Source organism: Geobacter sp. DSM 9736 (genome assembly GCF_900187405.1).
Lineage (GTDB): Bacteria > Desulfobacterota > Desulfuromonadia > Geobacterales > Geobacteraceae > DSM-9736.
The window spans coordinates 51242-66062 of sequence record NZ_LT896716.1; the positions used below are offsets into that span (position 1 = coordinate 51242).

The window sequence follows — 14821 nt, forward strand, 5'->3', positions numbered from 1 at the left end:
GTTTGGATGGAAATGGCTGCGTCTCCGTCATCCCTTTAATTTATATTTTTTCCTAGGAGGGTTCATGTACATCGTCATCCTTGCCGGCGGTTCCGGCACGAGGTTCTGGCCGCTGTCCCGGAAGAAGCACCCGAAACAGCTCATGTCCGTCTTCGGCGGCAAATCGATGCTTCAGCGGACGGTCGAGCGTGTGCTACCTCTTGATCCGAAGCGCATACTGGTTGTCACCAACGCGCTCCAGGCACGGGAGACCGCGGCGCAGCTGGAAGGGGTGCACGGCGTGCCGGTGGACATAATAGAGGAGCCGGTTGGGCGGAACACCGCTCCGGCTATCGGGCTTGCCGCGGCCATCATCGGTCGGCACGACACGGAAGCCGTCATGGTGGTCCTCCCCGCCGATCACTACATCCTGGACGAGGATAAATTTCGAGCGACCATTGCGCGAGCGCGAGGCACGGCGCTCAACGGCTATCTCGTCACTCTAGGCATCACCCCCGACCGCCCCGAGACCGGATACGGCTACATCGAGGCCGACAGGAAGCTGCGGGGGGAGGGGCCCTACCCTGTGGTCCGTTTCGTCGAAAAGCCGAATCTCGACCGGGCGCTGCAGTTCCTCGAAGCCGGCAACTTCTACTGGAACAGCGGCATGTTCATCTGGCAGGTGAAGGTGATTCTGGAAGAGATCGAGCGGCACATGCCCGACCTTCATGCCGCCCTCGCCAAACTCGATTTTTCCAGGGACGTGTGGGAACTGGCCGACCTGAAGCCCCAGATCGAAGCGATCTACCCGGATATCAGGAGCGAGTCCATCGACTACGGCGTGATGGAGAAGGCACAGGAGGTCGAGGTGATTCCGGCCGATTTCGGCTGGAGCGACGTGGGGAGCTGGCGCGCGCTTCCTGAGGTGATCGAGCCGGGTGAAACCGGGAATGTCGTCATCAACGCCGCGGGGGAGGTTTCCGTGGACTCCCGCAACTGCCTTGCCTATGGCGGAGGAAAGCTGGTCGCCTTCGTGGGTGTCGAGGATCTGGTTGTTGTCGACACGGACGATGCCGTGATGGTATGCCACGCCGAGCGGGCTCAGGACGTCAAGAAGGTGGTGGAGGAACTGGAGCGCCGCGGGAAGTCCGAGTACCTGTAGCGCCATCAGCCTGGATGAACAGATGCAGGCTCGACCTGCTTCTTACAGATCTCAGTTCGTTTCAACAGTATTGGCCTGCCGACCAGGCTCAGGAGTATTTTTAAAAATGATGTATGGCTGGACCGGTACCATCCTGAAGGTGGATCTTTCTTCCGGAAGCATTCGGCGGGAGAAGCTTCCCGAAGAGTTGCTCCATGCGTATCTCGGCGGGCGTGGTCTCGGCGTCAGACTCCTCAGGGAGCGTTACCGCCTCGATCCCTTAGACCCGGAGATGCCCCTCATCTTCGCCGTCGGTCCCCTCTGCGGCACTCCTGCCCCCACTGCGGCTCGCCTCGCCGTCGTGAGCCGTTCTCCCCTCACCGGCACCGTCTACGACTGCTCGGCAGGGGGGAGGTTCGCCTGGCGGCTCAAAGGGGCGGGGCTTGATGCCCTCTGGGTTACCGGGGAGAGTCCTGCACCCGTCGTCCTTGCCATCAGTGGGGATCGCGCTGAACTGATACCTGCCGACAACCTTTGGGGTAAGAATGTTCACGAAAGCGTAACGGCGCTCTCCGGCCGCGGCAGCGTTGCCGCCATAGGCCCTGCAGGGGAAAACGGAGTCCTTTTCGCCAACATCATGATGGGGGAGGGTAACTCGGTCGGTCGAGGCGGGCTCGGTGCTCTCATGGGGAGGAAGAGGCTCAAGGCCATCGCCGTTGACGGGGATACAGGCACGGCAATAGCCGACCGGGAGCGGTTCGACCACGCCAGGCAGGACGTGATGCGGCTCTTCAGGGCTTCTCCGGTGATTTACGGGGAGCTGGGTATCGCCGAGTACGGAACTCCAGCGCTTGTCGATCTGATGCGGCAGCGGCGAATGGCTCCGACGGAAAACTTCTCGAAGACTGTTTTCCCCGATTCCGGGAACTACTCGGGGCCCGCCATCCGCAGGGAGTTCGGCGCCCGCAAGGATGGCTGCTACGGCTGCCCCATCCAGTGCAAGAAGAGCACTCCCCAGGGGGAGCACCTTCCCGAATATGAAACCGTTTCCCATTTCGGCGCCCTCAACGGCATCGGCAGCCTCAATTCGATCGTCAGGTCCAATACCCTCTGCAACGAGCTGGGTATGGACACCATATCCGCCGCCGTCACCCTCTCCGCCTGGGGGGAAGCGCGAGGGAGGTTTCCCGCTGCGGCGGAGATCGCCTGTCTCCTGGAGGACATCGCCCACCGCCGCGGTGATGGCGACCTGCTTGCCGAAGGCTCCCGGAGGGCAATGGAAAGCCTTGGGCGGCCGGGCCTTTCCATGACGGTGAAGTCTCTGGAACTTCCTGCTTACGACCCGCGCGGGGCCTACGGTATGGCCCTTGCCTACTGCACGAGCAACCGCGGGGGGTGCCATTTGCGGGCCTATCCCATATCCCACGAGATCCTGCGAAAGCCCGTCGCCACGGACCGCTTCTCCTTCTCCGGGAAGGCCCGGATCATCAAGATCGCCGAGGACAGCAACGCCGCGATCGATTCCCTCGTAGCCTGCAAATTCTCCTTCTTCGGAGCGACTCTGGAGGAGTACTCAGAGCTTCTGTCAGCTGCCACGGGGATGGAGTACGGCCCGCAGTCGCTCAAGGAGATCGGCGAGAGGATTTATCTCACCGAACGCTTCTACAACTGTGACAACGGCTTTGGGCGGAAGGACGATCTCCTGCCGGAACGCTTTTTCACTGAGCCGGGGTCCAGCGGGGAAGGGATCGACATCCCGACTATCGACAGGGAACGGTTCGAGGAGGAACTCCGGAAGTACTACCGGATTCGAGGCTTGAAGGATGACGGGACGTTTGCTGATCCTGATTTTCTTGTGCGGCAGCCCTAGGGAAGCAGGTTGAGGTTTTCGTTCGCTGCGCTCACAGGTTGAGGTTAAGGTACTTCCTCAACCTCAACTTAATGTTAATAAGAGTGATCTGTGATCGACCAGATAAAAAAATACCACGATAAGCTCATTGCCGACCGCTCCGCATCCCCCGAAGAAATCGCCTTTGCCGCCCAGGATGACGTGCTGCTTACGGAGGGCAACACCGGGCTCTCGCAACTGGCAGGCAGGGTGGTTTCCCGCCTCAGCTGCCTCGGGCTTGTGGTAGCCCGGCCTTCGCTCCCTTTCGCCGACCTCCTCGTCGCCCGGGCTCCCCAGGGCGAAAGCCGTCTTATCCCCCGCGACACCGAGACCCGCACCTTTCTCCACGACATCCCGTTTTTGCGGCGGAGCGACCCTGGGGAGGACCCGGCTCCTGCGATTGCGGCGCTTCTCGGCACTCGCAAAGGGATCATCGTCGAGGGGGTTGGAATCATTGCAACAGGGGCCGTGACGGTGGAGCAGGCCTACATAAACTACTCCTCCGTCTTTCACTCCGTCTTCGTCGCGTACCTACAGGACCTGCTGAAGGACGGCTTCATGCTACCGGGGGAGCGGAGGCTGTTCGAGGCCTTCCGTGTCGAGTGGCTGCGCCCGCTGTCGGCGGACGGACTACGCTTTCGCCCCGGGCCCTTCACTGCTGCGGAGGAGATCCTGAATGAGGTTGCGACGGTGGGGCGCTACACGGTCCAGCGCGGCCTTGTCGATTCCTTCTTCGGCAACATTTCCGTCCGTTGCGGCGACCTGATCTACATCTCACAGACCGCAGCGAGCCTGGACGAGCTTGCGGGGTGCATCGATCCGGTCCCAATGGACAACAGTTCCACCACCGGCATCACGGCGTCAAGCGAGCTGGCGGCGCACAGGCGTGTTTATGAGCAGACCGATGCCGGTGTCATTCTTCACGGCCATCCGAAATTTGCGGTGATCATGAGCATGCTCTGCCAAGAGGAGGGGTGCTCCGTTACCGATTGCTGGAAGGAGTGCCCGAAGGTGCGTCTTTTGGGAGACACTCCGGTGGTTGCCGGCGAGATCGGCGCAGGGGGGCTCGCCAAGCGGGTGCCGCCGGTGATCGGCGGCCCCGGCAAGGCTGTCGTCTACGGCCACGGTGTCTTCACCATCGGCCGATCCGGTTTTACGGAGGCCTTTCGCGCCATGGTGGACGTGGAGAACTGGTGCCGGGAAGAGTATTTCCGGCGGCTGGATCAGAGGGCGTAGCCTTATATCCATGATCTCAGGAAAAGACGAAGACGCGCCTCTTACTGAACCTGGTTCCCGTCAACGTCATACATTTCCACTGAGTCTATCGTGACGGCAGCTCCCTCAGCTTGTGATGCGAAGGTGATCGTCGCAAGCTGGCCACTCCCCGAAAAGGGGGTGGCACGGACGATTGCAACGATGATCTTTCCAGGGACGGTAGTGTTGGCAGCCATGAGGGATCCGGTGCTATAGCTGGTCTCGGTCACGGAGGGGGAAGAGAGCTCGGAGCTGTTGTAGCTCAACGAAATTCTCACACCCCCGACGCCATCCATACCGTCCCCCTGAATCGTGAAGGCACTCCCCGACCTGATAATCGACACTCTCCCGCTTTGACTGAGCACTTCGGCAGATGTGGCCTCACCACTGCCGATCCCGCCTGATCCGGCAACGACAATTACCAGCATCATTACTATCCTGATGATTTTTGGCAGTATGATATTTCTCACTGTCCCTCCGTTTGTGCCTTATCGGTTGTGGCCGTCATACCGTCGAACCCGCTTAGGGAATCCTGCGCTTGCCGGAGGGTTCCGCACCGGCAGATGACGGCATTGTTCCGGTGAATTCAAGACCAGGGACCCCATGCCTCAGTCCCTGGCCTCCCTGCTTGGCCGACTGCCGTATTACCTAGATCGATTTCAGGTACTCCACCAGGTCACGTTTTTCCTCCTCGGTAAGAGCCAGGCCGAAGAAGCTGTTGTAGTGGTTCACCACATCCAGCAGAGTCCTGAACCTTCCGTCGTGGAAGAATTTACCTTTGTTCTCCGGCTTCATGAACAGTCCGTTCTCCCTGATGTAGAGCCCTGAGAGCTTTGCGGTCTTGTAGACCCGGTCCGGTGACCGCTCCGCCTGGAAGCTGTCGATCCCGATCTCCTGCGGCCGGTGCGCATTCCATCCCGGTTCGGTCCAGAGCGGTTCCACATGGCACTCGTTACATCTCGCCTTGCCGCTGAACAGAGCGTCCCCCCGTTCCGCAGCATCCTCGTTGAAATGCACGCCCGGCTGGGGTTTTGGCGCCGGTATCGCCAGCTGGTAAAAATGAAGGGCCGGCAGCTTGCTTGTGATCAGGTCGCTGGCGGGGTCGACCTTTTTGTGCCCAAGCCTGTTGGCAACGGCTATCGGGAAACGAGGGGCGATATCGGGAAACTGTGCCGGATCGTCCAGCCTTGGGTCGAAGAAGTTTCCCACCCCCTGTAGTTCAAGCGCCGCTACGAATGCATTCCAGTAGGTGACTGTTCCCCATGCGCCGGTCCAGGTGTGGAGGTTTACACCGGCCATGCCGAAGGCATCCGGAATAAGCGTTGCCGCCGGTCCGCCGTCGGGGCGGAAAGCTTTCCCGTCCAGAAGCAGCTGTGCGTCGAATTTACCAGGTCCCCAGGAGCTGAGGACATTGCGCACTTGCTGGGGTGTGATTTCCTCGTTCCCCGGGGAGGATCTCAAAAGCTGAACGAACGGGGAGACGTCGGGTGCAAGCGCCACGATCTTGCCTACGTCCAGATCGCGGTTGGACCAGCCGTCGAGGCGGTGGCCGATACCGAAGGCAAGGGAGTTGTCCACGGTCGAGTGGCAGAGGGCGCAGGTAAATCCGACCGATGAGAGTCTTCCTTCAGGGGAGAAGTTTCCTTTGACGCCCACTACGGCATTGACCTGGAGAAGGGCAAGTGTCGTCGCCGGATCGTTCAGGTTGATCGTATTCGATTGAAGCCCCTGCACCACGTTCTGGGGGAGGGCATCCACGTCGACCTTGAGCCCCAGGTTGATCGCCGTAGTCGGCGTAAGGCCGTTTCCAACGCCACCCCGGCCCTGCCCCGCGATGGCTTCGTGGAGCCTGAGCTTCCCGCCCCAGAACTGCTCGTCTCCGTATGTATCGAAGCGGAAGATTTCCCGTCCCTCTCTGACCAGGGTCTGTGCATTGTCCGCCGTTGCGTCACCCGAATTGAACTCACTGTTCTGGGCAAGCGCCGGGCACGAAACAGCCAACGTACCAATGGTGAGGAATGCAGCAACTGCTTTTTTCATCTCATTCGTCATCTCATGCCTCCTGTGAATGATACAAAAATCCGGAGAGCTCTCTCGTATAAATAATTATGCCTATCTCATAAAAGTCAAGACTTCTCTTATTCATGATACGCAGTTTCAGGCATCACCTGTAATGAGACAACCCATTATGACTATCAATGCGCTAATAAGAACTGCGAATGTCTTACAGTAATGAAGGAACTAGGTGCTATATGTCATTAATATGCATGTTCATGAACCACCGATTCAGGATATTACTTCTTCAACAACAATAGACAGAAAAAGGGACCGAAGTTTTGGTCCCTTTCATCATTATAGCGACATTAGTTTTTTTAACTGCTAAATACAGCGATAAGCAGTACGGCAAATGAGAGAACTGCCACAGTGCCGTGCACGAGCATCAGCGGCATCGGCAATGCCCTGTGTTTCATGTGATACAGGAAAAAGAGACCGGCTCCTCCCAAAGCGGCAAGCACGAATCCGGCAAGCGCCACATTCGCCAGTGCGGGAACTGCCCCTCCTTTTACTGCGGCAATAAGTGTTACAAGCCCTGCCGCTGCGATAACTCCATGACCCACCGCCAACGCAGTGGGAGGAAGGTCTTTCCCCCCCAGGCGCATTGCAACCATAACAGCTCCACCAAAGGCCGCTAGTGCAAAGAGTATAGCTGCCGTACCCATAGTATTGCCTCCTTCCTCGATATGGTCTTTCCTTGATAAGTATACCCCCTGCAAATACGTTGAGTTTCCGGACCCTGATTCCGCTCGACTTCAGTCCTGATTCGTCGACTGCGTCCGCTCCCTCCTTGACAGCCGACACTGGACGGATAGTATTTATTAAAACTCGATAACATGGAGATGCCGATGCGTGCTTTGACATCTGTGGCCGGCATAACGATGCTCTGCATATCTCTCTCCGGGTGTTTCGGCATGCGACCGTCAGCGGGAGGAGGAAAGATTACGGAGCTGCCGGAAATGGGGGAGCGGGCACTTAACCCGGCGGACATTGCCCTTCCTGAGGGGTACGCGATAGAGGCGGTCGCCACCGGCCTGACCTTTCCCACCGGAGTGACCTTCGATGAAAGCGGGATGCCATACGTCGTAGAGGCCGGCTACTCGTATGGGGAAGTGTGGGAGGTACCGCGTCTTCTGCGTGTTGACGGCGGAAAGTTGGTGCCTGTTGCAGAGGGAAGGAAAAACGGGCCTTGGACCGGGGTAGTCCGGCATGAGGGGGCTTTCTATGTCGCGGAAGGGGGGGAGCTGGAGGGTGGCAGGATTCTCCGGATAACCGCCGACGGTAATATGAGCACCGTAGCCGGAAACTTTCCAACGCGCGGGGACCATCACACCAACGGGCCTGCCGTGGGGCCTGACGGCTGGCTCTACTTCGGCCTGGGAACGGCGACCAACTCCGGTATTGTGGGGGAAGATAACCTGAAATTCGGGTGGCTTGCGCGGAACCCCGATTTTCATGATACCCCCTGCATCGATGTGACACTAACCGGCGAGAATTATGAGACGAAGGATGTGGTGAAAGGGGAGGGGGAGGCATTCACTGGAGCTTTCGTACCCTTCGGCAAGCCGACTTCAAAGGGAGAAGTGATAAAAGGAAATATCCCCTGCAATGGAGCCGTGCTGAAGGTATTGCCGTCAGGAGGAAGCCCGGAGCTGGTGGCGTGGGGTTTCCGCAACCCCTTCGGTCTGGCCTTCTCGCCGGAAGGTAAACTGTTTGTGACCGATAACGGTTACGACGAGCGGGGCAGCAGGCCGGTTTTTGGAACCGGCGATGCCTTGTGGGAGGTTCAGCAGGGCATCTGGTACGGTTGGCCCGACTTCAGCACGGGGCTTCGCCTCGATGAAGGGACCCAGTTCAAGCAGCTGCTCGGGGGTAAGCCGAAACTGCTCCTGGAGAAGTACCCGAACATCCCACCGAAACCTGCAGCGATACTTCCTGTTCATTCCTCTGCGGACGGCTTCGATTTCTCCCGCAGTGAGCATTTCGGACATGTGGGAGAAGCCTTTGTAGCCCAGTTCGGTGACCAGTCTCCCACGACGGGGAAAGTGGTCGGTCCGGTCGGATTCAATGTAGTTAGGGTCGATGTTAAGAACGGGGTGGTACGGGAGTTCGTCTCCAACAAAGGGAAGAAGAATGGCCCCGCTTCCGGGCTGGGGACGGGCGGGATCGAGCGACCGGTGGCGGCCCGGTTCGATCCGTCGGGAAAGGCTCTGTATATCGTGGATTTCGGCATTCTGAAGGAGACTCCAGAGGGGGCGAAGCCGGTGCAGAAGACCGGGGTGCTGTGGAGGATAACGCGGGAGGTGCATCGTGACCGGTAGCGGATTGATACATAAGATTCCCTGCCTGCTGCTGGTGCTGGCGATTTTTTCGGTCAGTGCGTGCACCTCTGCCCGACGCGGAGAGCCGGTGGCGGGGCCGCTCAAGATCGATTCGGAAAAGGTGGCTCGCGGACAGAAGGTTTTCATGGTCCACTGCGACAAGTGCCACCCGGGGGGAGAAGCCGGCCTTGGTTTCGCCATCAACAACAAGCCGTTGCCCGGCCCTCTGATAAAGACGCAGATCCGCACCGGAGTCGGAGCCATGCCCTCTTTTTCAAAGGAGCTTCTTCCCGACGACCAGCTGGACGACCTGGTGGAATACATACAGACCCTGAGGAAGCACCCGGACTAGATGGAAGCGCTTTCAGCGGCAGTGGAGAGAAGTGACGGGGATCCGGTGCGCTGCTTGTGGCAGGAGTTCGCCGTTCCGTACAGGTTTCCGGTTTACTTTACCCGCAACTCATTTTCGCCTGAGAATGCGGCGCTGGCGGAGGCGGCAGGTTCGGCTGAAGGTCCAACTGCTGTCTTTCCCATCGTGGACGCCGGTGTAGCCGCAGTCTGGCCGGATCTGGGGGAACGGATCGGAATGTATGCACGATCACACCCGCACGCGTTGGCACTCGCAGCGGGCCTTCACATCTTCCCGGGGGGGGAGAGGTGCAAGGACGGCGAGGCCCAAGTGGGACAGCTGCACCGCCTCTTCCTGAAGCACGGTCTCTGCAGGCACTCGGTGGTTCTAGCCATTGGTGGCGGCGCGTTTCTCGATGTCGCCGGCTACGCGGCATCGACGGCACACCGCGGGATTCGCCTTGTCAGGATGCCCACGACCACTCTTTCGCAGAATGATGCGGGGGTGGGTGTCAAAAACGGATACAACGCCTTCGGAAGAAAGAACTGGGTGGGCAGCTTCTCCCCGCCTTTCGCAGTAGTCAACGATTTCGACTTCCTGCGTACCCTCGCTCCACGCCAGCGACGCGCAGGAATAGCAGAGGCGATCAAGGTGGCGGTGATCAAGGATACAGGTTTCTTCCGCTTCCTATCTGCCGAAAGGAACGCGCTCGCCCGTTTCTCGTCCCCGCAGGCAGAGGAGATGATCGTTCGCTGCGCCCGCCTCCACATGGACCATATCGCCGCCGGAGATCCATTCGAAACCGGCTGTGCGCGGCCCCTCGATTTCGGGCACTGGGCTGCGCATGCCCTGGAGGAAACGAGCGGCGACATCCTTCACGGCGAGGGGGTGGCAATCGGTATTGCACTGGATACCCGGTACGCATGGGAGACAGGCCTGGTCTCTGAGGCGGAAGGGGAAGCCATCCTCCATCTCCTGCAGGATATTGGCTTCCAGCTCTCCTATCCGGCGCTTGCTCAAATAGACCTGTGCCGATCCCTGGACAGCTTCCGCCAGCATCTGGGGGGACGCCTGACCATAACGCTGCCGAACGGGATCGGCAGCAGCATCGATGTCAACAGCATGGACCTGCCACTTCTGCACCGCTGCCGGGAATGGCTGATGTCTCTTCCTGCTGCGGAATGAGGGAATGGAGCAGAACATGAAACCTACCGCACCTGAGCTGCTGGAGCGGGATTTCATCGAATGCCGGTCACGGCTCCTTGATATCGCCGCATTCCTCGACCGGCTCGACCGTTACGAAGGTGCCCCCCTTGCACGGGAGGATTTCCGCTACCGGGCCGTCACGAAGATTCTGAAGCTCCTTGCTTCCGGCCGCTGTAACAGGGCAGTCGAGATTCTTACCATACTCAGCGATCCGACCTCCGAGACGCTTGGCGATGAAATTCCTCCGCCTAAAGCCGTCGGAGCATGGGGGGGGATCAGGTGCTGATCGATCCCCACATCCACATGGTTTCCCGCACAACCGACGATTATGCCGCCCTGGCACTCCACGGGATAAAGGTCGTGACCGAGCCGGCCTTCTGGGCGGGGTACGACCGGAAGACCGCCGCCGGTTTCGCAGATTACTTCGAGCACCTTACGGTGGTGGAGCCGGCGCGGGCGGCAAGGTTCGGTATAAGCCACTACTGCTGGCTCTGTCTTAACCCGAAGGAAGCAGTGGACCTGTCACTGGCGCAGGAGGTACTGAAGATCCTCCCGCACTTTCTGGACCGGCCGACTGTCCTGGGGCTGGGGGAGATAGGACTGAACCGTAACGGCCGCAATGAGGTGAAGGTGCTCGAATGGCAGGTGGAATTGGCGGCGGAGCGGCAGGAGCTGATCCTCGTCCACACACCCCACCTGGAGGACAAGCTGAAGGGGACAAGGCTCATCATCGACCTGATCAGGAACGAGCCGCGGTTGAGCCCCGACCGTGTGCTCATCGACCACGCCGAGGAGCATACGGTAAAACTCATACGTGATGCCGGGTTCTGGGCAGGAATCACCCTATACCCATTGTCCAAGTGCACTCCCGCCCGTGCCGTCGATATCCTGGAAACGATGGGGCTCGACAGGATATGGCTCAATTCTGCGGCGGACTGGGGGGTAAGCGATCCGCTGGCGGTGCTGAAGGCAGGGGAAGAAATGAGGCGCCGCGGCTTCGGGAGCCACGAGATTTCGCAGGTCCTCCGCGACAATCCTGCCGCATTCCTGGGTCAGTCTCCACGATTCCGTCTCCCATGTTGACCTACTGCACCAACATCCATCCGGGGGAAACGTGGGAGGAGGTTTCCACCTCCGTCTGGCAAAATGTACTCAAGGTGAAGGAGCGGGTATCTCCGGATGCTCCTTTCCCGGTAGGGCTCCGGGTTTCGGCGCGTGCTGCCCGCGAAGCGACAACGGAATCGGCTGTGGAGTTTCTGGAGGAATTGGGGCAAAGCGGATGCTTCATTCCCACCATCAACGGCTTTCCTTTCGGTTCGTTTCACGGCGATCGGGTTAAGGAACAGGCATATCTCCCGGACTGGCGCAGCCGGGAGAGGGTCCAGTACACCCTCGACCTCGTGCGGCTCCTCAATGTCTGGCTTCCCAACGGAATTACAGGTTCCATTTCCACGGTGCCCGTCGGATACAGGGCACATCTCAACCGGCAGGACTTTCCCCTGATACGGGAAAACCTCCTGAGCGTTTTGAAGGAGCTGGAAGGGGCGGCAGAGGGGGGAAAGCGGATAATCCTCGCGTTGGAGCCGGAGCCGGGATGCCTCCTCGAAACCGCCGAGGACGCCATTCGCTTCTTCGAGACAATGGACTTTCCTCAGGACTTCAGACCCTTTATCGGCCTCTGCTACGATTGCTGTCACGGTGCCGTCATGTTCGAGGAGCCCCGGCAGGCTCTCTTTGCTCTGGAGCAGGCGGGTATTACCGTACCGAAGATTCAGGTCTCCTCGGCGGTCCGCCTTCTCCGGGATCATGCTGCCGCAGCGGAACTGTTCCGGGAACCCCGTTACCTGCATCAGACGAATGTCAGAAGAGGAGCTGACATACTGCCATTCGGGGATCTTCCCGATGCGCTTCTGGAAGGGGCACGCATGGATGAGGAGTGGCGGATACATTTCCATCTTCCTCTGTACGATGACGGAAGAGGGCGGTACGGGACCACCAACGGCTTCATCCCCCATGTTCTCGCATGCCGCCCAGCCGGTGCGCTCCTGGAGATAGAGACATATACCTACGATGTTCTTCCAGATAAACCCGCCTCGATAACCGATTCCATCTGCCGGGAGTTTGAGTGGTTGAGGTCGCGCCTGTGAACCGCACCGTCGTCATAAACATGGTGGGGCTGTCTTCATCGCTTCTCGGCCCGGACACCCCGCGCATAAACCAGCTTGCCTCCTCTCGTGCGCGTGTGAGGCCGCTCTGTCCCGCGGTAACCTGCTCCATGCAAGCCACCTACCTCACCGGGAAGCTTCCCGGTGAGCACGGGATCGTCGGGAACGGCTGGTACTTCCGGGACCTCTCGGAGGTATTTTTCTGGCGCCAGTCGAATCGTCTCGTCCAGGGGGAGAAGGTATGGCATGCCGGGAGGAAGCGTGACCGGTCCTTCACCTGCGCCAACAGCTTCTGGTGGTACAACATGGCGACGGACGCCGACTGGAGCGTCACACCCCGGCCGATCTACTGTGCCGACGGGCGCAAGATCCCCGACTGCTACACCGCTCCCGGCCATCTCAGGGAGGATTTCACGAGGCGCTTCGGCCGCTTCCCCCTTTTCCGCTTCTGGGGCCCCGCCACATCCATCGAATCGAGCCGGTGGATCGCCGACGCAGCCATGGCATTGGAAGAGCAGTTCCGGCCGATTCTCCACCTTATATATCTCCCCCACCTGGACTACTGCCTCCAGAAGGTAGGATCGCGCGCAGAGGCAGTCTCGAAGGATCTGCGGGAGATCGATACCCTCTTCGGCACCCTGGCAGACTTCTTCCTCGGCCGCGGCTGCCGACTGATCCTGCTTTCCGAATATGGGATCTCGCAGGTGGATAACCCCGTCCACCCGAACCGGATTCTCCGGGAGGCTGGGCTGCTCGGCGTGAAGACCGACCTGGGGCGGGAGTATCTCGATCCGGGCGCCGGCAGGGCGTTCGCGGTTGCCGATCACCAGATCGCCCATGTCTACGTGCGGGGCAAACGGGACGTGGAGGCGATAAAGTCACTCTTTCTGGCTGTCCCTGGTATCGAGCATGTGCTCGATGTGGATGGGAAGAGGGGGTGGGGGCTTGACCACGAGCGTTCCGGAGAGCTGATTCTCGTGGCGTGCGAGGGGAGCTGGTTCACCTACTACTTCTGGGAGGAAGATGCCAGGGCGCCCGACTATGCTCGGACGGTGAACATCCACGCGAAGCCGGGGTATGATCCCTGCGAGCTTTTCCTCGATCCGCGGATCCGGTTCCCCGCCCTGAAGGTCGGGACATTTCTTATGAAGCAGCGGCTCGGCTTCCGTGGACTCATGGAGGTGATACCTTTAGACGCACGTGTCGTACGGGGCTCCCATGGCAGAGTCCCGGAGGATCGGGGGGAATGGCCTCTCCTCGTCTCATCGGAGAACCGTCTCGTGCAGGACCACCTGCTTCAGGCCACAGACGTCTGCAAGACCATACTCGACCATGTCTTCATCGACTAGAGTGCTCCCAGCCGGAATGTACGGCTACCTGCAGTTGTGCCGGGTGAGCAACCTGCCCACGGTCTGGGTCAATGTGCTTGCAGCCTGCCTTCTGTCCGGGGGGGATTTGTCGTGGCTGAAAGTGTCACTGCTCCTGACGGGAATATCAATGGCCTACTGCGGCGGAATGGCCATGAACGATTGCGTTGACTCTGCTGCCGATACGCTTCACCGGCCCGAACGGCCTATCCCGTCAGGGAGGATCACCGTCACTCAGGGGACGGTGCTGTATGTAATCCTCTTCTTTTTTGCCGTGGTGACTTTTGCAGCGGCCGGCGGTATCCCTGCTTTTGCCGCTGGTATTTTCCTTCTGATCCTTATTGTCCTGTACAACCTTGTCCACAATCTCTCACCCCTCTCCGTTATTCCCATGGCCGGATGCCGCTTCATGATATACGTCGTCTCCGGCCTCGCATGCTCGGGGACGCTTAGCTTTCCCCTTCTTGCGCTGGCAACGGTGCAGTTCGGTTATATCCTGCTCCTGTCGCTGGCCGCGCGGCTAGAAAAGGGGGGAAAGGTGAAACGAAGGGGAATGCCGCTAGTGCCGGTTATGCTGGCAGGCATTCCTGTAGTCGACGGTATAGCGTTGGCGTTCGTGGTGGGACCGGGCTGGTTTACAGCCGGTATCGCGGGTGGAGCGGCGACCCTGGCGTTTCAGAGGAAGGTGAGGGGGGATTGACAGATACAGGAGTTGCAGCAACTGACACTGCTGCATTCGGTCGTCGGCTCAGAGTCCCGCAATTTCAGATGGCTGCCGAGGCGCACTCCAGATCACGCCGCATCCTTTAACGGCTTGACCTCCCGCTCGATCCGCTCGGCCATGGTGATTTCAGCAACTTCAAGATCATATTCAGCCTGAAGGTTCATCCAGCTCTGGGCGTCGGTGCCGAAGAACCTCGCCAGGCGCAGGGCGGTATCCGCAGTGATGGACCGCTTCCCTGCGCAGATTTCATCAATACGACGCTGTGGTACGGCGATGGACTTGGACAGGCGATAGCGGGTTATGCCCATTGGCTTGAGGAAGTCTTCCAGAAGAATTTCACCGGGGTGAACAGGAGGCAGGTCGCGTTTCATG

15 protein-coding genes are annotated in these 14821 nt (G+C 59.6%); 11 read left to right on the top strand and 4 right to left on the bottom strand.

Going from position 1 to position 14821, the window contains the following annotated elements; translation table 11 throughout:
- The first annotated feature begins 64 nt into the window (after positions 1–64).
- From CFB04_RS00265 to CFB04_RS00275, 3 genes are all read left to right on the top strand, one after another.
- The gene (locus tag CFB04_RS00265) at positions 65–1141 is read left to right on the top strand and encodes a mannose-1-phosphate guanylyltransferase (protein ID WP_088533397.1); all 1077 of its coding nucleotides are present in this window, start codon (positions 65–67) and stop codon (positions 1139–1141) included.
- Positions 1142–1250: 109 nt separating this feature from the next.
- A complete protein-coding gene (locus CFB04_RS00270) occupies positions 1251–2990 on the top strand; it encodes an aldehyde ferredoxin oxidoreductase family protein (protein ID WP_088536645.1) in 1740 nt (579 codons plus the stop codon).
- Between the two features lie 90 nt (positions 2991–3080).
- Positions 3081–4244 (top strand): class II aldolase/adducin family protein, encoded by a 1164-nt coding sequence (locus CFB04_RS00275; protein WP_088533398.1) that lies wholly within the window; start codon positions 3081–3083, stop codon positions 4242–4244.
- 41 nt (positions 4245–4285) lie between these two features.
- Here the strand turns inward: CFB04_RS00275 and CFB04_RS00280 are convergent, their stop codons facing one another.
- From CFB04_RS00280 to CFB04_RS00290, 3 genes are all read right to left on the bottom strand, one after another.
- Complete coding sequence (locus CFB04_RS00280; RefSeq protein WP_088533399.1) at positions 4286–4732, bottom strand: cohesin domain-containing protein; 447 nt, start codon at positions 4730–4732, stop codon at positions 4286–4288.
- Between the two features lie 178 nt (positions 4733–4910).
- Positions 4911–6314, bottom strand: a complete 1404-nt coding sequence (locus CFB04_RS00285; protein ID WP_088533400.1) for a hypothetical protein — start codon at positions 6312–6314, stop codon at positions 4911–4913.
- Positions 6315–6634: 320 nt separating this feature from the next.
- Positions 6635–6982: a hypothetical protein gene (locus tag CFB04_RS00290; RefSeq protein WP_088533401.1), complete on the bottom strand. Its 348-nt coding sequence runs from the start codon at positions 6980–6982 to the stop codon at positions 6635–6637.
- A 183-nt stretch (positions 6983–7165) separates the two neighbouring features.
- Between CFB04_RS00290 and CFB04_RS00295 the strand changes: the two genes are divergently transcribed.
- Genes CFB04_RS00295 through CFB04_RS00330 form a run of 8 tightly spaced genes read left to right on the top strand, consistent with a single transcriptional unit; the run spans position 7166 to position 14425 of the window.
- Positions 7166–8638: a sorbosone dehydrogenase family protein gene (locus CFB04_RS00295; protein ID WP_088533402.1), complete on the top strand. Its 1473-nt coding sequence runs from the start codon at positions 7166–7168 to the stop codon at positions 8636–8638.
- A complete protein-coding gene (locus CFB04_RS00300; protein ID WP_231934288.1) occupies positions 8628–8990 on the top strand; it encodes a cytochrome c in 363 nt (120 codons plus the stop codon). The genes CFB04_RS00295 and CFB04_RS00300 overlap by 11 nt, the downstream gene beginning before the upstream one ends.
- Entirely contained in the window at positions 8991–10172 is a 1182-nt protein-coding gene (locus tag CFB04_RS00305; RefSeq protein ID WP_088533403.1) for a 3-dehydroquinate synthase, read from the top strand.
- Between the two features lie 16 nt (positions 10173–10188).
- The gene (locus CFB04_RS00310) at positions 10189–10479 is read left to right on the top strand and encodes a hypothetical protein (RefSeq protein ID WP_157698679.1); all 291 of its coding nucleotides are present in this window, start codon (positions 10189–10191) and stop codon (positions 10477–10479) included.
- The gene (locus CFB04_RS00315; protein WP_197692540.1) at positions 10473–11276 is read left to right on the top strand and encodes a TatD family hydrolase; all 804 of its coding nucleotides are present in this window, start codon (positions 10473–10475) and stop codon (positions 11274–11276) included. The genes CFB04_RS00310 and CFB04_RS00315 overlap by 7 nt, the downstream gene beginning before the upstream one ends.
- Complete coding sequence (gene eboE / locus CFB04_RS00320; RefSeq protein ID WP_088533406.1) at positions 11270–12340, top strand: metabolite traffic protein EboE; 1071 nt, start codon at positions 11270–11272, stop codon at positions 12338–12340. Before CFB04_RS00315 ends, eboE begins: the two co-directional genes overlap by 7 nt.
- Entirely contained in the window at positions 12319–13707 is a 1389-nt protein-coding gene (locus CFB04_RS00325; RefSeq protein ID WP_231934290.1) for an alkaline phosphatase family protein, read from the top strand. The genes eboE and CFB04_RS00325 overlap by 22 nt, the downstream gene beginning before the upstream one ends.
- Positions 13691–14425: a UbiA family prenyltransferase gene (locus CFB04_RS00330; RefSeq protein WP_088533407.1), complete on the top strand. Its 735-nt coding sequence runs from the start codon at positions 13691–13693 to the stop codon at positions 14423–14425. The genes CFB04_RS00325 and CFB04_RS00330 overlap by 17 nt, the downstream gene beginning before the upstream one ends.
- A gap of 92 nt (positions 14426–14517) precedes the next feature.
- Here the strand turns inward: CFB04_RS00330 and CFB04_RS00335 are convergent, their stop codons facing one another.
- Positions 14518–14820: a HigA family addiction module antitoxin gene (locus CFB04_RS00335; protein WP_088533408.1), complete on the bottom strand. Its 303-nt coding sequence runs from the start codon at positions 14818–14820 to the stop codon at positions 14518–14520.
- Between the last annotated feature and the right edge of the window lies 1 nt (position 14821).